General features: G+C 67.8%; 14 protein-coding genes and 1 pseudogene. 10 read left to right on the top strand and 5 right to left on the bottom strand.

What is annotated here, in order from left to right; all coding sequences use genetic code 11:
- Positions 1 to 45 precede the first annotated feature (45 nt).
- The 3 genes from ppk1 to KBZ13_RS11680 all read left to right on the top strand — a co-directional run bounded on the left by ppk1 (position 46) and on the right by KBZ13_RS11680 (position 4210).
- Positions 46 to 2181 (top strand): polyphosphate kinase 1, encoded by a 2136-nt coding sequence (gene ppk1 / locus KBZ13_RS11690; RefSeq protein ID WP_255009341.1) that lies wholly within the window; start codon positions 46 to 48, stop codon positions 2179 to 2181.
- 309 nt (positions 2182 to 2490) lie between these two features.
- Positions 2491 to 3522, top strand: a complete 1032-nt coding sequence (locus KBZ13_RS11685; RefSeq protein ID WP_255009339.1) for an RpoD/SigA family RNA polymerase sigma factor — start codon at positions 2491 to 2493, stop codon at positions 3520 to 3522.
- Between the two features lie 7 nt (positions 3523 to 3529).
- The gene (locus tag KBZ13_RS11680; protein ID WP_255009338.1) at positions 3530 to 4210 is read left to right on the top strand and encodes a diacylglycerol/polyprenol kinase family protein; all 681 of its coding nucleotides are present in this window, start codon (positions 3530 to 3532) and stop codon (positions 4208 to 4210) included.
- On the opposite strand, the gene KBZ13_RS11675 is transcribed toward KBZ13_RS11680, so the two are convergent.
- Entirely contained in the window at positions 4200 to 4532 is a 333-nt protein-coding gene (locus KBZ13_RS11675) for a hypothetical protein (RefSeq protein WP_255009336.1), read from the bottom strand. The genes KBZ13_RS11680 and KBZ13_RS11675 overlap by 11 nt on opposite strands.
- 124 nt (positions 4533 to 4656) lie before the next feature.
- A complete protein-coding gene (locus KBZ13_RS11670; RefSeq protein WP_255009335.1) occupies positions 4657 to 5730 on the bottom strand; it encodes a 3-deoxy-7-phosphoheptulonate synthase in 1074 nt (357 codons plus the stop codon).
- A gap of 116 nt (positions 5731 to 5846) precedes the next feature.
- Here KBZ13_RS11670 and acnB point away from each other — a divergent pair, with 116 nt between their 5' ends.
- The 3 genes from acnB (at position 5847) to KBZ13_RS15745 (ending at position 10714) form a co-directional block, all read left to right on the top strand.
- Positions 5847 to 8447, top strand: coding sequence for a bifunctional aconitate hydratase 2/2-methylisocitrate dehydratase (gene acnB / locus KBZ13_RS11665; RefSeq protein ID WP_255009333.1), 2601 nt, complete (start codon positions 5847 to 5849; stop codon positions 8445 to 8447).
- A gap of 95 nt (positions 8448 to 8542) precedes the next feature.
- Positions 8543 to 8992, top strand: coding sequence for a hypothetical protein (locus tag KBZ13_RS11660; protein ID WP_255009331.1), 450 nt, complete (start codon positions 8543 to 8545; stop codon positions 8990 to 8992).
- 132 nt (positions 8993 to 9124) lie between these two features.
- Positions 9125 to 10714 (top strand): radical SAM protein, encoded by a 1590-nt coding sequence (locus KBZ13_RS15745; protein ID WP_315859628.1) that lies wholly within the window; start codon positions 9125 to 9127, stop codon positions 10712 to 10714.
- Here the strand turns inward: KBZ13_RS15745 and KBZ13_RS11650 are convergent.
- Together KBZ13_RS11650 and purU are read right to left on the bottom strand one after the other, a co-directional pair.
- Positions 10709 to 11965, bottom strand: a pseudogene (locus tag KBZ13_RS11650) (O-antigen ligase family protein); the annotation flags it as partial. The gene KBZ13_RS15745 and the pseudogene KBZ13_RS11650 overlap by 6 nt on opposite strands.
- 20 nt (positions 11966 to 11985) lie before the next feature.
- The gene (gene purU / locus KBZ13_RS11645; protein WP_255009327.1) at positions 11986 to 12858 is read right to left on the bottom strand and encodes a formyltetrahydrofolate deformylase; all 873 of its coding nucleotides are present in this window, start codon (positions 12856 to 12858) and stop codon (positions 11986 to 11988) included.
- A gap of 82 nt (positions 12859 to 12940) precedes the next feature.
- Between purU and psbQ the strand changes: the two genes are divergently transcribed.
- Both psbQ and KBZ13_RS11635 read left to right on the top strand, forming a co-directional pair.
- Positions 12941 to 13423, top strand: a complete 483-nt coding sequence (gene psbQ, locus KBZ13_RS11640) for a photosystem II protein PsbQ (RefSeq protein ID WP_255009326.1) — start codon at positions 12941 to 12943, stop codon at positions 13421 to 13423.
- Positions 13424 to 13425: 2 nt separating this feature from the next.
- Complete coding sequence (locus tag KBZ13_RS11635) at positions 13426 to 14505, top strand: NAD(P)/FAD-dependent oxidoreductase (protein ID WP_255009324.1); 1080 nt, start codon at positions 13426 to 13428, stop codon at positions 14503 to 14505.
- Between the two features lie 62 nt (positions 14506 to 14567).
- On the opposite strand, the gene dnaK is transcribed toward KBZ13_RS11635, so the two are convergent.
- The gene (gene dnaK / locus KBZ13_RS11630; RefSeq protein ID WP_261358989.1) at positions 14568 to 16616 is read right to left on the bottom strand and encodes a molecular chaperone DnaK; all 2049 of its coding nucleotides are present in this window, start codon (positions 16614 to 16616) and stop codon (positions 14568 to 14570) included.
- Here dnaK and KBZ13_RS11625 point away from each other — a divergent pair.
- The gene (locus tag KBZ13_RS11625; protein ID WP_255009321.1) at positions 16603 to 17520 is read left to right on the top strand and encodes a shikimate dehydrogenase; all 918 of its coding nucleotides are present in this window, start codon (positions 16603 to 16605) and stop codon (positions 17518 to 17520) included. The two genes, dnaK and KBZ13_RS11625, sit on opposite strands and share 14 nt — an antisense overlap.
- Before the next feature lie 24 nt (positions 17521 to 17544).
- Positions 17545 to 18012, top strand: a complete 468-nt coding sequence (locus KBZ13_RS11620; protein WP_255009320.1) for a Tic20 family protein — start codon at positions 17545 to 17547, stop codon at positions 18010 to 18012.
- Positions 18013 to 18134 lie beyond the last annotated feature (122 nt).

The raw sequence follows: 18134 nt of genomic DNA, 5'->3' as shown, positions 1-18134 counted from the left end.
TGCTACGTTGACACCCTGAACCTTTCGGGCGATGCGAGAGCCACCATGAGCGAACCCATGGTGGCGCCGGAGCTCTACATCAACCGTGAACTGAGCTGGATCGCCTTCAACCAGCGGGTGCTGGCCCAGGCGCTGAGCGAGCACACCCCGCTGCTGGAGCAGGCCAAATTCAGCGCGATTTTCAGCAACAACCTCGATGAGTTCTTCATGGTGCGCGTGGCGTCCCTGAAGTCGCAGGTGGAGGCGGGCGTCGGCAGCCTCAGCGACGACGGCCACACGCCGTTGCAACAACTCAAGATCATCCGTGAAACCCTGCGCCCCCTGCTGGGGCAGCAGCAGGAGCACTACCGCCTCTACCTCAAGCACCAGCTCGCGGAACACGGCGTCCAGCTGATCGACTACGAACGGCTCAATGCCCACCAGAAGACCTGGGTCAACGACTACTTCCAGACCGCCATCTTTCCGGTGCTCACGCCCCTGGCGGTTGATCCGGCCCACCCCTTTCCCTTCATCAGCAACCTCAGCCTCAATGTGGCGGCCCTGATCCGTGACCCAGACACCGGCCAGCAGCAGTTCGCCCGGGTGAAGGTGCCGCAGAAGAACCTGCCCCGGTTCGTGACGATCCCCACCGAGCTCTGCACCCGGGAGCCGGCCCCGATCTTCACCGCCGTGCCCCTGGAACAGGTGGTGGCCTTCAACCTGCAGCTGCTGTTCCCCGGCATGACGATCGAGGGGCACTACTTCTTCCGGGTCACCCGCGACGCCGACCTGGAACTTCGTGACCTCGAGGCCGACGACCTGATGGAGGCCCTGCAGGAGGGCCTGCGCAAACGGCGCCGGGGCGGCGAGGTGGTGCGGCTGGAGGTGGCCGATGAGATGCCCGATGAGGTGGTGGAGCTTCTGATGGAGGGCACCGACGTGGAGGCCGACGACCTCTACCGGATCAATGGGCCTCTGGGTCTCGATGACCTGATGAGCCTGTTGTCGATCCCCCTGCCCAAGCTCAAGGACAAACCCCACAAGGGCCGCACCCACCCCGCCCTGGCCCGGGCCCAGAAGAACCGCCTGGAGGACGGCTCGATCAAGGCCGAGGAATTTGAGAGCGTGTTCTCGGTGCTGCGCCGGGGCGACGTGCTGCTGCACCACCCCTTCGATCTGTTCTCGACGTCGGTGGAGGAGTTCATCGGTCAGGCCGCCGACGATTCCTCGGTGCTGGCGATCAAGATGACGCTGTACCGCACCTCAAAGGATTCGCCGGTGATCGCGGCGCTGATTCGCGCCGCCGAGAACGGTAAACAGGTGATGGCCCTGGTGGAGCTCAAGGCCCGTTTCGACGAGGACAACAACATTCAGTGGGCTCGGCAGCTGGAGCGCTCCGGCGTGCACGTGGTCTACGGCGTGCTCGGGCTCAAGACCCACACCAAGATCATGCTGGTGGTGCGCAAGGAAAAGGAACGACTGCGCAGCTACGCCCACATCGGCACCGGCAACTACAACTCCAAGACCTCCACGCTCTACACCGATCTGGGCCTGCTCACGGCCAACCCGAAGATCGGCCAGGACCTTGTGGAACTGTTCAACTACCTCACCGGCTTCTCCAAGCAGCAGAGCTTCCGCCGGCTGCTGGTGGCCCCGGTCACCCTGCGCAAGGGGATGGAGGCGCTGATCGAGCGGGAAACACTTCACGCCCTCGAGGGCCGGGGCGGAGCGATCAAGGCCAAGATGAACGCCCTGGTGGACCCGCGCCTCATCGCCCTGCTCTACGAGGCCTCCCAGGCCGGCGTGCAGATCGATCTGGTGGTGCGGGGCATGTGCAGCCTCCGCCCCGGGGTCGAGGGGGTGAGCGACAACATTCGCGTCAGCAGCGTGATCGGTCGCTTCCTGGAGCACTCGCGCCTGTTCTCGTTTGCCAATGGCGGTGAACCGGAGTTCTTCATCGGCAGCGCCGACTGGATGCCCCGCAACCTGGACCGGCGAGTGGAGGCGATCACACCGGTGGAGGATTCCCAGTTGCAATGGCAACTGGAACAACTGCTGGAGGCGTATCTCGGCGACAACAGCAGCGCCTGGGACATGCACAGCGACGGCAGCTTCGAGCGGCGCCAGCCGGAGGACGAACAACGGGCGGTGCAGAAGGAGCTGATCGAGACCTGGCGAGGTGGTTTCAGCGCCCGCAGTTGATCGAAACCGGAGCAGCCGCCTACCAGACGAACCGGTCACAGGCTGAGCAAGCCATGGGCTGGAGCTGAAGGATCCAGATCACTGATGCCGATGACTGATGCCGATCAGTGGCACAGATCAGTGATGCAGATCGCCTGCGCATGCGAATCAAAAAGCGCAGAAGTGTGCTGAAGACGACAAAATCCTTAGCCATCCAAACGCATCCGCAAGGAAACTTTGTGGACAATTAAGGAACTCTGCGCTTTTGGCCCGTTGTTTTCTCCGCCACAGTGCTACATTCCGCGCAAATCAAATATGGAGCTCGGGGTGATGGGGACACCTCTGCGATCCACGGAGAAGGCGACGCCTGTGCGTTCGTCTTCGACGTCAGATCCTGTTGTCGAAGCCACGGACAGCGCTACCAACGCACCGGCTGAACGCAAGAAATCTTCCCGTGCGGCCGCCCGCCCTGCGGGTCGCCTGAGTGCCGATTCCATCGGTTGGTATCTCAGCACCATCGGCCGGGTGCCGCTGCTCACCGCAGCGGAAGAGATCGAACTGGCCCATCACGTTCAGGCCATGAAGCGCCTGAACGAGCTGCCTGCCGAAACACTCACGCCCCGCCAGCGCCACCAGATCCGCATGGGCACCCGTGCCCGGGACCGCATGATGGCCGCCAACCTGCGGCTGGTGGTGAGTGTGGCCAAGAAGTACCAGAACCAGGGGCTCGAGCTCCTCGATTTGGTGCAAGAAGGGGCCATCGGCCTGGAGCGGGCCGTCGACAAGTTCGATCCCGCCATGGGGTACAAGTTCTCCACCTACGCCTACTGGTGGATCCGCCAAGGAATGACCCGGGCCATCGACAACAGCGCCCGCACGATTCGCCTGCCGATTCACGTCAGTGAAAAGCTTTCGAAGATGCGTCGCATCACCCGGGAACTCTCCCACCGCTTCGGCCGCCAACCCAACCGGCTGGAGCTGGCCCATGCCATGGGCATCCCCCCCAAGGAACTGGAGGATCTGATCGCCCAGAGCGCACCCTGCGCCTCCCTCGATGCCCACGCCCGCGGTGAGGACGACCGCAGCACCCTCGGGGAGCTGATCGCCGACCCGGCCAGCACCGAGCCCATGGATTCCATGGACCGCAGCATCCAGAAGGAGCACCTCAGTGCCTGGCTCTCCCAGCTCAACGAGCGGGAGCAGAAGATCCTCAAGCTGCGCTTCGGTCTGGAAGGGGCCGAACCGCTCACCCTTGCCGAGATCGGCCGCCAGATCAACGTCTCCCGCGAACGGGTGCGCCAACTGGAAGCCAAGGCGATCCTCAAGCTGCGCCTGATGACCAACTACCAACAGGCCGCCTGATCCCTTGATGGCGCCCGACACGCAGCGGCAGCTGCTGGGGGTCTGTGCGGTGGCCCTGTGGCTGGCCTTCGTGTCGGGCGGAGCCCTGTTGCTGCGCTCCCGCTGGCCGGAGCAGAAGGAGTGGAGCCGCAAGCTGGTTCACATCGGCTCCGGTGCGGTGGTGCTGCTGGCCTGGGGCTTCGGCATCAACCGCACCATCGCCCTGGGGGCCGCCCTCATCGCCACCCTCCTCACCAGCCTCAATCACCGCTTCCGGCTGCTGGGGGCGATCGAAGACGTGGGTCGCCGCAGCTACGGCACGATCGCCTACGGGGCCTCGATCAGCCTGCTGTTGGCCCTGTTCTGGCCGCAGCAGCCGGAGGCCGTGGCGGCAGGGGTGCTGGTGATGGCCGTGGGGGATGGCCTGGCCGGCCTGCTTGGGACCGGCTTTCGCTCCCCCGGCTGGACCCTCTGGGGCCAACGCAAATCCCTGCTGGGCACGGCCACCATGGCCGCCGCCAGCCTGGCCGTGCTGACGGCCCTCAGCCTGGCCAGCGGCACCGGCCCCAGCACCTGGGCTGCGGCCGCACCGGCCTTGCTGCTGATCACCCTCGTCGCCACCCTGCTGGAGCAGATCGCCGTGGCCGGCCTCGACAACTTCACGGTGCCGGTGGCGGTGGGTGTGCTCTGGAGTCAGCTCAGCACCTGAGCAACTGCTCACAGCGATCGCGCCAATCGGCTTCGCTACCCAGGGCCGCCACCAGCAGCCGGTCGGAGGGCTCCTGACGCAGCCGCCGTTGCCACTGGCGGATCGCCTCGGACCGCTCCATCCACTCCGCCAGCACCATGCTCTGGATGACATCGGCGTCCCAGTTCCTCAGCTGGGCGGCGCTGAGGGCCCAATCCAGCAGGTCGTCGAGCTGAAAGGGGCGGAAGCCGGCATAGGCGGGGCCACGGGCGACCGCGCTCTGCTCGAGGTGAAACACCTGGAGCGGATTGGAAAAGCCGCAGAACTGCAGGAAATAGACCATGGCTGGGCCTGCGTTGAGTGGATCCAACGCACCCTAAAGACGATGGCCAAAGACTCTGTTCAGCAGGAACAGTTTGCGCTGGTTGATGTCAAGCTGGCACTCGAGTCAGCCGAGTGCCAATCACTCAAACCGACGCCATCAACCCAGACTGCGCCTTGGCCACAGCCGATCCAAGCTGCTCCAGCAGCCCACGGGTGGTGGCCAGGTCGATGCAGGCATCGGTGATGCTCTGGCCGTAGGTGAGCTGGCTCAGATCGGCGGGAATCTTCTGGCTACCGCCCACCAGATGGCTCTCGATCATCACCCCCATCACGTGGCGCGAACCCGAGCGCAGCTGCTCGGCCACCTGCTCCGCCACCTCCCCCTGGCGGCGGTAGTCCTTGTTCGAGTTGCCGTGGCTGCAGTCCACCATCACCCGGGCGGGCAGGCCGGCCTTGGCCAGGGCAGCGGCCGACTCCTCCACCGCCTCCTGGTGGTAGTTGGTGCCGCCCTTGCCGCCCCGCAGCACCAGATGACCGTCGGGGTTGCCGGTGGTGGTGACGATCGCCGCCTGGCCAAGGGCATTGATGCCCAGGAAATGGTGGGGGCGGGCCGCGGCCTCCATGGCATGGATGGCGGTGGCGGCGCTGCCGTCGGTGCTGTTTTTGAATCCGATCGGCATCGACAGCCCCGAGGCCATCTCCCGGTGGGTCTGGCTCTCGGTGGTGCGGGCGCCGATGGCGGTCCAGCTGATCAGATCGGCGATGTACTGGGGCACCACAGGATCCAGCAGTTCGGTGGCGGCGGGCAGGCCCAGCTCAGCGAGATGCAGCAGCAGCCCCCGGGCCAGGCGCAGGCCGGTGTTGATGTCGTAGCTGTGATCGAGGTGAGGGTCGTTGATCAGGCCCTTCCAGCCCACGGTGGTGCGGGGTTTCTCGAAATACACCCGCATCACCACCTCCAGCTGGTGGCGGTGACGCTGGTGCAGCTCGGCGATGGCGGTGGCGTACTCCTTGGCGGCGGCCACGTCATGGACCGAGCAGGGCCCCACGATCACCAGCAGGCGGCTGTCCTCGCCCCGCAGGATCGCCTTGATGCGCTCCCGCGCCCCCAGCACCGTGCTGGCCGCCTTGTCGGTGAGGGGAAGCTCCCGGTGCAGCAGGGCGGGAGCGACCAGGGGGCGGGTCTCCACCACGTGCAAATCGGAGGTGGGGATCATGCCGGGACGGTCTCCTGGTCGGGCCAATCGTCCAGCCTAAACAGTCGCTTTGGAAGCCATCGTCACCAAAGCCGGTCCGGCGGCCAAGAACAATGGGCTGAGATCGAACCGCTGTGATGCTTGCTGCCTACCGCCAGGCCGCCCTTGATCGCGAGGCGCAGGGGGTGCCGGCCCTGGCCCTGGATGCCGCCCAGACCCAGGCCCTCACAGAACTGCTGGAGCAGCCCCCCGCCGGTGAGCAGGGCTTTCTGCTGCATCTGCTCAGCGAACGCATCCCCCCGGGAGTGGATGAGGCGGCCTATGTGAAGGCCAGCTGGTTGAGCGCCATCGCCCAGGGGCTGAGCGCGAGCCCCCTGGTGAGCCCGATCGAGGCCACCCGCCTGCTGGCCACCATGATCGGCGGCTACAACGTCGGCGCCCTGATCGAGCTGCTCTCCAGCGCCGATCCAGCCATCGCCGCCGAGGCCGCCACCGGTCTTTGCCGCACCCTGCTGGTCTACGACTCCTTCCACGACGTGCTGGAGCTGGCGGAAACGAACCCCTGGGCGAAGCGGGTGGTCGATTCCTGGGCCGCCGCCGAGTGGTTCACCGCCAAGCCGGATCTGCCCGCCGCGATCACGGTCACGGTGTTCAAGGTGGAAGGGGAAACCAACACCGACGACCTCTCGCCCGCCACCCACGCCACCACCCGGCCCGACATCCCCCTGCACGCCATGGCGATGCTGGAAACCCGCATGCCGGGCGGGCTGGCGCTGATCGAGCAGCTCAAGACCAAGGGATACCCCGTCGCCTACGTGGGCGATGTGGTGGGCACCGGCAGTTCGCGCAAATCAGCGATCAACTCGGTGCTCTGGCACACCGGCACCGACATCCCCCATGTGCCCAACAAGCGCAGCGGCGGCGTGGTGCTCGGCGGCAAGATCGCGCCGATCTTCTTCAACACCGCTGAGGATTCCGGCGCCCTGCCGGTCGAGTGCGACGTCAGCGCCCTGAACACCGGCGATGTGATCACGATCCGCCCCTACGCCGGCACGATCGAGCGGGCCGCGGGGGAACCCGGCGCCGGCGAGCTGGTGGCCCGCTTCGAGCTCAAGCCCAGCACGATCACCGATGAGGTGCGCGCCGGAGGCCGCATCCCGCTGCTGATCGGCCGCTCGCTGACCGACAAGGTGCGCGCCCAGCTGGGGCTGGCGCCCAGCGATCTGTTCATCCGCCCCGTGGCTCCCGCCGACACCGGCAAGGGTTTCACCCTGGCCCAGAAGATGGTGGGCAAGGCCTGCGGCCTGAGCGGCGTACGCCCCGGCACCAGCTGCGAACCGCTGATGACCACCGTCGGCTCCCAGGACACCACTGGACCGATGACCCGCGATGAGATGAAGGAACTCGCCTGCCTGGGCTTCTCAGCTGATCTGGTGCTGCAGAGCTTCTGCCACACCGCCGCCTACCCCAAGCCGGTCGACCTCAAAACCCACGCCGAGCTGCCCGATTTCATGGCCTCCCGCGGCGGCGTCGCCCTGCGCCCCGGCGACGGCATCATCCACAGCTGGCTGAACCGCATGCTCCTGCCCGACACCGTGGGCACCGGCGGCGACAGCCACACCCGCTTCCCCCTGGGCATCTCCTTTCCTGCCGGCTCGGGGCTGGTGGCCTTCGCTGCCGCCATCGGCGCCATGCCCCTCGACATGCCCGAATCGGTGCTGGTGCGCTTCACGGGCTCGTTGCAGCCCGGCATCACCCTGCGGGACGTGGTCAACGCCATCCCCTGGGTGGCGATCCAGAAGGGTCTGCTCACCGTGGAGAAGGCCAACAAGAAGAACGTCTTCTCCGGCCGCATCCTGGAAATCGAGGGGCTGCCCGATCTCAAGCTGGAGCAGGCGTTTGAGTTAACGGATGCCTCCGCCGAGCGCTCCTGTGCCGGCTGCACGATCAAGCTCTCGGAAGCCACCGTCGCCGAGTACCTGCGCAGCAACGTGGCACTGCTCAAGAACATGATCGCCCGCGGCTACGCCGACGCCCGCACCATGGCCCGGCGGATCCAGGCGATGGAGGCCTGGCTGGCGGATCCCCAGCTGATGGGCGCCGATGCGGATGCGGAGTATGCCGAGGTGATCGAGATCAACCTCGATGAGCTCAGCGAACCGGTGCTGGCCTGCCCCAATGACCCCGACAACGTCAAACTTCTCAGTGAAGTGGTGGGCGAGCGGATCGATGAGGTGTTCATCGGCTCCTGCATGACCAACATCGGCCATTACCGCGCCGCCGCCACGGTGCTCGATGGAGCCGGCACCAGCGCCGCGCGGCTGTGGGTCTGCCCCCCCACCCGCATGGACGACGAGGTGCTGCGCGCCGAGGGTTACACCGCCAAGTTCGAGGCCGCCGGCGCCCGCATGGAGCTGCCCGGATGCTCACTCTGCATGGGCAACCAGGCCCGGGTGGAAGACAACACCACCGTGTTCTCCACCAGCACGCGCAACTTCAACAACCGCCTCGGCAACGGCGCCCAGGTGTACCTGGGCAGCGCCGAGCTGGCGGCGGTCTGCGCCCTGCTGGGCCGCATCCCCAGCCCGGCCGAGTACCTGGAGATTGCGGCCGCCAAGATCGATCCCCTCTCAGGCGAGCTCTACCGCTACCTCAACTTCGACCAGATCGAGGGCTTCGCGGATGACGGACGGGTGGTGAGCAGCGCGGAACAGGCCCAGGTGCTGGCCGCGGTTTGAGCAGAACCTTGTAGCAGGAGTAACAACTCGCGACGGGGTCCTTCGGGCCCAAGAGACCTCCCTACGTTGCGGACGGACCCCCCTCATGCCTTGGGATGACCCATCCGTTCCGCTTCAGCTTGAACCTGGCCGCCTCCGCCGCCTTGGCCGGTGCACTCGTCCTCAGCGGCTGCTCCAGGACCGCCGACACCGTCAAGGATGCGGCCTCCGGTGCCGTCGATGCGGCCAAGACCGCCGCCACGGCCGGCGCCCAAGGCGCCCTGGCGCCCGCGGTGAACCCGGTGCTGGAGCTGCTCAAGAAAGGCCAGGGTGAGGTGGAGGGCGGCAATCTGGCCGGAGCCTCTACCACCATCGCTGGCTTCAAAGGGCTCTGGGAGAAGGCGGCTCCGGTGATCAAGCCCCTCGCCGGTGACAAGTTCCCCGCCATCGAGGCCGCCGCCGCCAAGGTGACCAGCACCTTCGCGGGCGCCACCCCGGACAAGGCTGCCGCCAGCTCCGCCATCAGCGGCCTGATCGGCCCCCTCTCGGGGCTGATGGGCCAGTAGGCGCAGGCCTGCTTCCACCCAGGAGGCTCGGGGCGGTGACACGCTGGGGGGAGTGACGACCTCCCACCTCCACTGAACCAGGAAACCCTGCTGTTCGAGCCCGCCACCCCGGCGGCCGATGCCCTGCGCACGGTGCTGGCCTTCCCCAGCACCTATTCCGTGGGGATCACCAGCCTGGGCTTCCAGGTGGTCTGGGCGACCCTGGCCCGACGCCCCGATGTGGATGTGCGGCGGCTGTTCACCGACCAGGGGGACCCACCGCACCAGAAAGGCAGGGGCGGTCTCGATCTATTCGGGCTCTCCTTGAGCTGGGAGCTGGACGGCCCTGTTCTGCTGGACCTGCTGGAGCAACAGCGCATCCCGATCTGGAGCCACGATCGCCATGAGACGGACCCGCTCGTGTTCGGCGGCGGTCCGGTGCTCACCGCCAACCCAGAACCCCTGGCCCCCTTCTTCGATGCGGTGCTGCTGGGGGATGGGGAGCTGCTGCTGCCCGCCTTCATCGACGCCGTGCAGGCGCACCGAAGCGCGCCCAGGGCCGAGCGCCTGCGGGCCCTGGCCCAGGTGCCTGGGATCTATGTGCCCTCGCTCTACGCCCCCCGCTATGGCTCCGATGGCCGGTTGCTGGCCGTTGAGCCGATCGAGCCGGGCATCCCCGCCACCGTGGCCAAGCAGACCTGGGGCGGCAACACCCTCAGCCATTCCACCGTGATCACCCCCGAGGCGGCCTGGCCCTCGATTCACATGGTCGAGGTGGTGCGCAGCTGCCCGGAGCTCTGCCGCTTCTGCCTGGCCAGTTACCTCACCCTGCCCTTTCGTACCCCCTCCCTCGACGACGGCCTGATCCCGGCGGTGGAGAAGGGGCTGGGGGCCACCCAGCGGCTGGGGCTGCTGGGGGCCTCTGTGACCCAGCACCCTCAGTTCGGAGATCTGCTGGGCTGGCTGGATGCTGACCGTTTCGATGGGATACGCCTCAGTGTGAGTTCGGTGCGGGCCGCCACGGTCACCCCCCAGCTGGGGCGGATCCTGGCCAAGCGCGGCAGCAAATCACTGACGATCGCGATCGAAAGCGGCAGCGAGCGCATGCGCCAGGTGGTGAACAAGAAGCTGAGCGGCGAGGAGATCTTCGCCGCCGCCCGTTACGCCAGAGAAGGTGGCCTCACGGGCCTGAAGCTCTACGGCATGGCCGGGCTGCCGAGTGAGGAGGAGGCGGACGTCGAGGCCACCGCCGAGCTGCTGCTGGCCCTCAAAAAAGCCACCCCCGGGCTGAGGCTGTCGCTGGGGGTGAGCACCTTCGTGCCCAAGGCCCACACACCGTTCCAATGGGAAGGGGTGCGCCCTGAGGCCGAGAAGCGCCTCAAGTTGCTGGCCAAGCGCCTCAAGCCCAGGGGCATCGAACTGCGGCCCGAGAGCTACGGCTGGAGCGTGATCCAGGCCCTGCTCTCGCGCAGCGATCGGCGCCTGGCGCCGGTGATTGCCGCCGTGCGCGGCCGCCACGAAAGCCTGGGGGGCTGGAAAAGCACCTACCGGGAGCTGGTGGAGCAGGGCCCCGAGCCAGGATCAGCCCCGCTGCCCCCCTGGGGGGAGGTGATCCACGACAGCTGGGATCCCCTGCGGGTGCTCCCCTGGGACCACCTGGAGGGTCCCCTGCCCAAGTCCACCCTCGCCGGCCATCGCCGCAGCGCCCTCGATCCGGCCGGGCCGGCCCTCGAAGCGGCGTAGGCCCGCCAGCAGGATCCAGCCGGCGACGTTGATGCGGCTGTCGTAAAAGGGCATGTCGGTGGCATGGAGGGCCACCAGCACCAGGGCCGAGGCCCACCAGGCCCGCTCGAAGACCGGGGCAGCGGTCATCCCCAGCCTCCAGGCCCGGATCAACAGCCAGAGCACCAGGCCCACCAACAGGGCCGCCACCGGCAGCCCATGGCTGAGGGCCAGATCGATCGGCAGGTTGTGGGGATGGCCATGCCAGTGGCCCGTGCGCAGGGGATAAATCACGCTGAAGGCCGCCGCCCCCCACCCCAGCCAGGGGCGCTCGGCGATCAGGCCCACGGCCACCGACCACTGGCTCAATCGCGTGATCGCCAGGGGCCGCTGACCGGCGAAGTTGGCATCGCTGAGCCGCACCCAGATCGGATCGGGCACCAGCACCCGGGCCGCGTGCTGCAGGGCCGCCGGCACCATCGGCAGGCTGGCCAGGCCCACCAGCAGCAACCCAGCCAGCAGCAGGGGCAGCAGCCAGCTCCAGGTGAGTGGCCCGGCCACCACCGGCAGCGCCAGCACCAGGGCACCCCAGGCGTTGCGGGAATCGGTGAGGTAGAGGGCCACCGCCTGGCCCAGCACCAGCAGCAGGGCAACACTCCGCAGTTTCCAGCCCAGGCGCCGCTCCAGCAGGGCCGCCAAGGCCAGGGGCCAGGCCAGCGCCAGCCAGGCACCGGCGATGTTGGCGTAGTCGAACAAGCCTGAAAGCCGTCCCGGCGGGTCACCCCCCGGCTCGATCCACCAGACCACCAGGCCGTGGAGCGATCGGAACGGACCACTCCAGCCCCACCACAGCTGGCCCAGACCGGTGAGCACCACGGGCACCGTGCCGGCCACCAGCCACAGGGCCGCCTTGCGCCGGGCAGCGGCCGTGGCCACGTAGGGCTGGAAGCCCCAGAACGCCCAGAAGAAGGGCACCCAGTTGCCCAGGCCCACCCAGGCCAGCCAACCGCTGCTGGCCGTGAAGCAGCCCAGCACCATCAGGGCGGCGGCCAGCACCAGCAGGCGGTTCACCCGGTCGCGCCAGAACGGCTCCCGGCCGCGGCTGCCCAGCACCAGCGCCAACAGCAGCAGCAGGGAGCCGAACAGGGCGCTGGAGGCGAGCAGCAACAGACCCAACTGGAAGCATCGCCAGCCCAGGGGATGGGCCTGGGGAGGCCGCTCCGCCAGCAGCTGGCGACCCCAGCGCGCCCTGATCAACTCGAACCGCCCCATACCGACCGGCCCCTCATCTCTCAATCGAACACCGCCGTGCGGCCCCGGTAGACCATCACCTGGCGCCGCAGGTGCAGGCGCAGGGCCCGGGCCAGGGCCAAGCGCTCGGTGTCGCGGCCCTTGCGGATCAGATCATCCACCTCATCGCGGTGGCTCACACCCACGGTGGCCTGGGCGATGATCGGGCCGCCGTCAAGGTCTTCACTGACGTAGTGGGCCGTGGCGCCGATCAGTTTCACACCCCGCTCCCAGGCCCGGTGGTAGGGCTGGGCGCCCTTGAACGCGGGCAGGAAGGAATGGTGAATGTTGATCACCCGCTGAAAGGCCTCCGGGGCGTCGAAGCGCTGCAGGAAAGCAGGACTGATCACCTGCATGTACTTGGCCAGCACCACCAGTTCGATCCCCTCATCGGCCAGCAACTCCAGCTGACGCTGCTCCACCAGCTCCCTGGTGGCGGCACTGATCGGCAGATGCTCGAAGCGGGCACCGAAATCCTCCGCCAGCGGCCGCAGGTCGCCGTGGTTGGAGATCACCAGCGGCACCTGCATCGGCAACTCGCCGGCGCGGGTGCGCCAGAGCAGGTCCACCAGACAGTGGTCCTGCTTGCTCACGAAGATCGCCACCCGGGGCGTCTCGTCGGAGAAATGGACCTGACCCACCCCCTCGAGCCGCTGGGCCAGGGCCGAGGTGGCGGGCACGATCGCTTCGCGCGGCAAACCGAATCCCTCGAGCTGCCATTCGATCCTGCTCAGGAACAGACCCGCCCCCAGGTCGGTGTGGTGGTCGGCATGGCGGATGTTGCCGCCGTTGGCCGCCACCCAGCCTGAGAGCTCACTCACCAACCCCGGACGATCCGGGCAAATCAACTGAAGGATGGCCGTGGGATCGCTCATCGCTTCCCTCCGGACAGTTGCTGAAGCATCGGGGCATTGTGCCGGTTACCGCCGTTAAAGTCGCCCAGCTCGTCCCCCCCCCATGGCCGCCCTGCTGGTTTCGACCGTTCGACACTTCCTGGCCATCGGCCTCGCGGTGGTGCTCAGTTTCGCTCTGGCGGCCTGCTCCGGTGAACCTTCCAAACCACCCACCATCAGCTCCGCCGATCTGGCGGTGATCCAGCGCCAGGCCGAAGGCTTCCTGGCCTCCCGCAACGAGCTCACCGAACTGGCCACCCTGGTGAACGACAAGAACTGGGTCTTCACCCGCAACTTGATCCATGGCCCCTTCCAGGAGATGGGGCGGCAGATGCTGTACATCAACCAACGCCTGCTGCCGGCCGATCGCCCCTCGGCCGACCTGCTGGCGGCCCAGGTCAAGAGCTCCCTGGCCCAGCTGGATGAGGCGGCCCGCCTGCAGGACGGTGAGCGCCTGCGCAAGGCCTACATCCAGGTGGCGAGCGGCATCGGTCGCTATGCCCAGGTGCTGCCCCAGGAAGTGAAGACGGCCCTCAACCAGGTGTGAGCATGGCCCCCCCGCCGGCCGCCGCCCGTTCGGTGGTGGTGATCGGCGGGGGGTTCGTCGGCCGTTGCTGCGCCTGGCTTCTGAGCCGGCGGGGCCACGAGGTACAGCTGATCGATGGGGGCCAGCCGGCGGGCGTGAGAGGGGGCAGCGAAGCCGCCCTTGGGCTGCTGATGGCCGACGTCTACCGGCGCCGCAGTGGCCGGGGCTGGCGCCTGCGCCAACACTCCCTGGCGCTGCTGGAGCAATGGCAGGGCCTGCTGGCGGCGGCGGGCCAGCCGGTGGAATTGCGGCGAGGTCTGCTGCTGCTGGCCCATGACGGCGACGACTGGCAGAGGCAGCAGGCCCTGGTGTGCCGCAGCGGAGCCAGCGGGCCGCCGCTGGAACTGCGCACGGCCTCCGCACTCGAAGGGCTGGAGCCCGCCCTGCCCCGCGGCGCCCTGGGGGGGATCTGGTCCCCCCGTGACGGCCAGCTCGATCCCAGCCGCTGGGGTGAAGCGCTGGAGTGCGATGGCCGCGCCCATGGCCTGAACCTTCAGCACGAACCGGTGGAGCACCTCGAGCCCGCCCCAGGTCCATCGGGCCGCTGGCGGATACGGATGGCCGGCGGCGCGCAGCTGAGCGCCGACAAGATCGTGGTGGCGGCCGGGCTGGGCAGCGCCCCCCTGCTGGAAACGCTGGGGATCGAACTCCCCCTGGAGCCCGTGCTGGGCCAGGCCCTGGAACTGGAACTGGCAGCCTCAACCCCCGAGCTCTGGCCAGGATCACTGGTCTGGCGAGGGATCAACCTGGTGCCCCGGCCCCAGCGGCGGCTCTGGATCGGGGCCACCCTGGAGCCGGGCGAGAGCGCCAGCCCCGATGCGCTGACCAACCTGGCCAACCTGCAGGGTGACGCCCCGACCTGGCTGCGTCAGGCCAGCACCGTGCGCCAGTGGCAGGGGCTTCGGGTGCGACCCGTGGGCCAGCCGGCCCCGGTGCTGATCGAACCGAGGCCCGGGCTACTGGTGAGCACCGGTCATTACCGCAACGGCATCCTGCTGGCACCGGCCAGCGCCGCCTGGGTGGCCGAGCAGATCGAAGCATGAAAAAAGCCCCCGCCGGAGCGGGGGCTGATCTGGATCGCTGGGACCCCGGCGAACCCGAGGGCTTACTTGCTCTCGGTGAACTCGGCGTCGATCACGTCGTCGCTGGCGGCACCGCTGCCGTTGGCGCCCGGTTGGGGGCCGGCCCCATCGGCTCCTGCCGCTCCCGCCTGCTGGTACACCGAAGCACCGGCGGCGTAAAGGGCCTGCTGAAGTTGCTCCAGCACGGTCTTGATGGCGGTGTAGTCCTCTTTTTCGAGGGCCTCCTTGAGCTGCTTGGACAGATCCTCCACCTTGGCCTTGTCTTCGGCGGCCACCTTGTCCCCCAGTTCGCCGAGTTGCTTCTCGGACTGGTAGATGAGGGTTTCGGCCTGGTTCTTGAGGTCGATGCGCTCGCGCTTCTCCTTGTCGGCGGCCGAGTTGGACTCAGCGTCCTTGACCATCTTCTCGACCTCGTTCTCACTGAGGGTGGAGGCGCCGGTGATCGAGATGCTCTGCTCCTTGCCGCTGCCCTTGTCCTTGGCCGTGACGCTGAGGATGCCGTTGGCGTCGATGTCGAAGGTGACTTCGATCTGGGGCACGCCACGGGGGGACGGGGGAATGCCGTCGAGACGGAAGGTGCCGAGGCTCTTGTTGTCGCTGGCCATTTCACGCTCGCCCTGGAGCACGTGGATCTCCACGTTGGTCTGACCATCGACGGCGGTGGAATAGACCTCGGACTTCTTGGTCGGGATGGTGGTGTTGCGGGTGATCATCTTGGTCATCACGCCGCCCAGGGTTTCCACGCCCAAGGAGAGCGGGGTGACATCCAGAAGCAGGATGTCCTTGACCTCGCCGGCCAGCACACCGCCCTGGATGGCGGCACCCACGGCCACCACCTCATCGGGGTTCACCGTCTGGTTGGGGTCCTTGCCGGTGACGCGCTTGACCAGCTCCAGCACCGCCGGGATGCGGGTGGAACCACCCACCATCACCACTTCGTCGAGTTCGCTGGAGGCGAGCTTGGCGTCCTTGAGGGCTTGCTCCACCGGCACCCTGCAGCGGTCAATGAGCTTGGAGGCCAGCTCCTCGAACTTGGCCCGGGTCAGGGTGAGGTCGAGGTGCTTGGGCCCCTCCGGCGTCGCCGTGATGAAGGGCAGGTTGATCTCGGCCTGGGTGGCGCTGGAGAGTTCGATCTTGGCCTTCTCAGCCGCCTCGGTGAGGCGCTGGAGGGCCTGCTTGTCCTGGCGCAGGTCGATGCCCTCGTTGGACTTGAAGCTGGCGGCCAGGTAATCGACGATCACCTTGTCAAAGTCGTCGCCACCCAGGTGGGTGTCGCCGCTGGTGGAGAGCACCTCGAAGACGCCATCGCCCACCTCGAGCACGGAGACGTCGAAGGTGCCGCCGCCGAGGTCGAAGACCAGGATCCGTTCGTTGCTCTTCTTGTCGAGGCCGTAGGCCAGCGCCGCCGCCGTGGGCTCGTTGATGATGCGCAGCACCTCAAGGCCGGCGATCTTGCCGGCGTCCTTGGTGGCCTGGCGCTGGGAGTCGTTGAAGTAGGCGGGAACGGTGATCACCGCCTGGGTGACGGTTTCACCGAGGTACTTGCCAGCGTCTTCGGCGAGCTTGCGCAGCACCTGGGCGCTCACCTCCTCGGGGGCGAACTGCTTGTTCAGCACCGGGCACTTCACCTTCACATTGGCGCCCGCCTTCTCAACCCCGTAGCTGACTTCCTTGGATTCCTCGTTGACCTCATCGACGCGGCGGCCGATGAAGCGCTTGACGGAATAGAAGGTGTTCTCAGGATTCATGACCGCCTGGCGCTTGGCGATCTGGCCCACCAGCTGGTCCTGGTTCTTGGTGTAGGCCACCACCGAGGGCGTGGTGCGGAAGCCCTCGGCATTGGCGATCACGGTGGGCTTGCCGCCCTCCATCACCGCAACGCAGCTGTTCGTGGTGCCAAGGTCAATTCCGACAACTTTGCCCATCGGGGCCCTCCTTTGGAACGGGTGGTTTGAACTGGATGCATCCTCCACACCAGGGGCCTGCCCAGGCGAGGTGTGGTTCCCGAACCGTTCCCGTACGGTGCCTGGAGAGGAGCCCGCAGAGGAGCCCGGGCCGATGCCCCCAACCATCGATGGAGCCACAGCCCTGGTGGGCGTTCTCGGGGACCCGGTGGGTCACTCGCTCTCACCGGCGATGCACAATGCCGCCCTGGCGGAGCTGGGGCTGAACTGGGCCTACCTGGCCCTGCCGACGCCGGCGGCAGAACTGGCCGCTGTGTTGCGCGCCCTCGAAGCCCTCGATTGCCGTGGCCTCAACGTCACCCTGCCCCACAAACAGGCGGCGGCGGAACTGGCGGACGCGCTCAGTCCCCTGGCCCGGCGACTGGGGGCCGTCAACACCCTGGTGCGCCGGGCCGAGGGAGGCTGGATGGGCACCAACACTGATGTGGAGGGGTTCCTCGCGCCCCTGCGGGACGGGAACGGACCTGCTCCGTGGCGGGGCCAACGCGCCCTGGTGCTGGGCTGCGGCGGCAGCGCCCGGGCCGTGGTCGCCGGCTGCGCTGAACTGGATCTCGAGCGGATCAGCGTGGCGGGGCGCCGGGCCGCAAGCCTGGAGCCCTTCATCGAGAGCTGCCGCCCCTGGGCCCCAGGCATCGAAGCCCTGGCCTGGGACGACAGCGATGACCCCGGCGACGGCCCCCTTTCCAGCGCCGTGGCCCAGGCCGATCTGGTGGTCAACACCACGCCCCTGGGCATGGCCGCAGCGGAGGATCCGGCGGCGGCCCAGCGCTGCCCCCTCACCCCCGGCCAGCTGGATCGGCTGCGTCCCGGCGTGGTGGTCTATGACCTGATCTACACCCCCCGGCCCACCCGGCTGCTGCGGGAAGCGGCGGCCCGGGGCGGCCGCGGCCTCGACGGCCTGGAGATGCTGGTGCAGCAGGGGGCCGCGGCCCTGCGGCTCTGGAGCGGCCTGCAGCAGGTGCCGGTGGAGACGATGCGCCGGGCGGCCCTGGACCGGCTGGAGGGGCCCTAGCCTCAGGCGACCACAACGGGTCCCATGGCGGAACCACCGATCTGGCAGCGGCTGCTGGCGCTGCTGGCCTACCTGCTGCCCTGGAGCGAGGGGGTGCCCTTCGGACGCTCCCTTTACGGGATGTTTCCCGCCTTGCAGTGGCTCAGCCTGCCGGTGATCCCTGTGGTGATGCTGCAGCAGCTGGTGCCCTTCGGCGGCTTCCTGTTGTTCCTGCTGCTGTTCCTGGCGGTGGTGCGCAACCCGAAGGTGCCCTACTTCATCCGCTTCAACGTGCTGCAGGCGATCCTGCTGGACATCGTGCTGGTGCTGCTCACCCTGGCCTTCAACGTGCTGCTCACCCCCCTGGGGGCCAGCTTCGCGATCCGCACCCTGAGCAACACCGTCTACCTGGGCACCCTGGTGCTGGTGCTGTTCGCCGCCGTGCAGTGCTTGCGCGGTAAGGAGGCCGACATTCCCACCGTCTCGGAGGCCGTGCGCATGCAGCTCTACTGAGAACCGGCGCCCCGCAGGAAGCTGAGGCTGGGGCTGGCGATCAGGCGCCGCGATAGGGTCATCAATCCGTCGCTGATCAGGCCCATGGCCGATCGGCCTCATCCCCCTCGGCCCGCCCCGCG

The organism is Cyanobium sp. ATX 6F1 (assembly GCF_024346315.1).
In the GTDB taxonomy this organism is placed as follows: Bacteria; Cyanobacteriota; Cyanobacteriia; order PCC-6307; family Cyanobiaceae; genus ATX-6F1.
Note: the sequence above shows the minus strand (reverse complement) of the source record. Positions and strands in the feature narration are given on the sequence as shown.

What these genes read in the sequence shown, in the direction of transcription:
- ppk1 (WP_255009341.1), top strand. Translation starts at nt 46, where the DNA reads ATGAGCGAACCCATGGTGGCGCCGGAGCTCTACATCAACCGTGAACTG.
- KBZ13_RS11685 (WP_255009339.1), top strand. Translation starts at nt 2,491, where the DNA reads ATGGGGACACCTCTGCGATCCACGGAGAAGGCGACGCCTGTGCGTTCG.
- KBZ13_RS11680 (WP_255009338.1), top strand. Translation starts at nt 3,530, where the DNA reads ATGGCGCCCGACACGCAGCGGCAGCTGCTGGGGGTCTGTGCGGTGGCC.
- KBZ13_RS11675 (WP_255009336.1), bottom strand. Translation starts at nt 4,532, where the DNA reads ATGGTCTATTTCCTGCAGTTCTGCGGCTTTTCCAATCCGCTCCAGGTG.
- KBZ13_RS11670 (WP_255009335.1), bottom strand. Translation starts at nt 5,730, where the DNA reads ATGATCCCCACCTCCGATTTGCACGTGGTGGAGACCCGCCCCCTGGTC.
- acnB (WP_255009333.1), top strand. Translation starts at nt 5,847, where the DNA reads ATGCTTGCTGCCTACCGCCAGGCCGCCCTTGATCGCGAGGCGCAGGGG.
- KBZ13_RS11660 (WP_255009331.1), top strand. Translation starts at nt 8,543, where the DNA reads ATGACCCATCCGTTCCGCTTCAGCTTGAACCTGGCCGCCTCCGCCGCC.
- purU (WP_255009327.1), bottom strand. Translation starts at nt 12,858, where the DNA reads ATGAGCGATCCCACGGCCATCCTTCAGTTGATTTGCCCGGATCGTCCG.
- psbQ (WP_255009326.1), top strand. Translation starts at nt 12,941, where the DNA reads ATGGCCGCCCTGCTGGTTTCGACCGTTCGACACTTCCTGGCCATCGGC.
- KBZ13_RS11635 (WP_255009324.1), top strand. Translation starts at nt 13,426, where the DNA reads ATGGCCCCCCCGCCGGCCGCCGCCCGTTCGGTGGTGGTGATCGGCGGG.
- KBZ13_RS11625 (WP_255009321.1), top strand. Translation starts at nt 16,603, where the DNA reads ATGCCCCCAACCATCGATGGAGCCACAGCCCTGGTGGGCGTTCTCGGG.
- dnaK (WP_261358989.1), bottom strand. Translation starts at nt 16,616, where the DNA reads ATGGTTGGGGGCATCGGCCCGGGCTCCTCTGCGGGCTCCTCTCCAGGC.
- KBZ13_RS11620 (WP_255009320.1), top strand. Translation starts at nt 17,545, where the DNA reads ATGGCGGAACCACCGATCTGGCAGCGGCTGCTGGCGCTGCTGGCCTAC.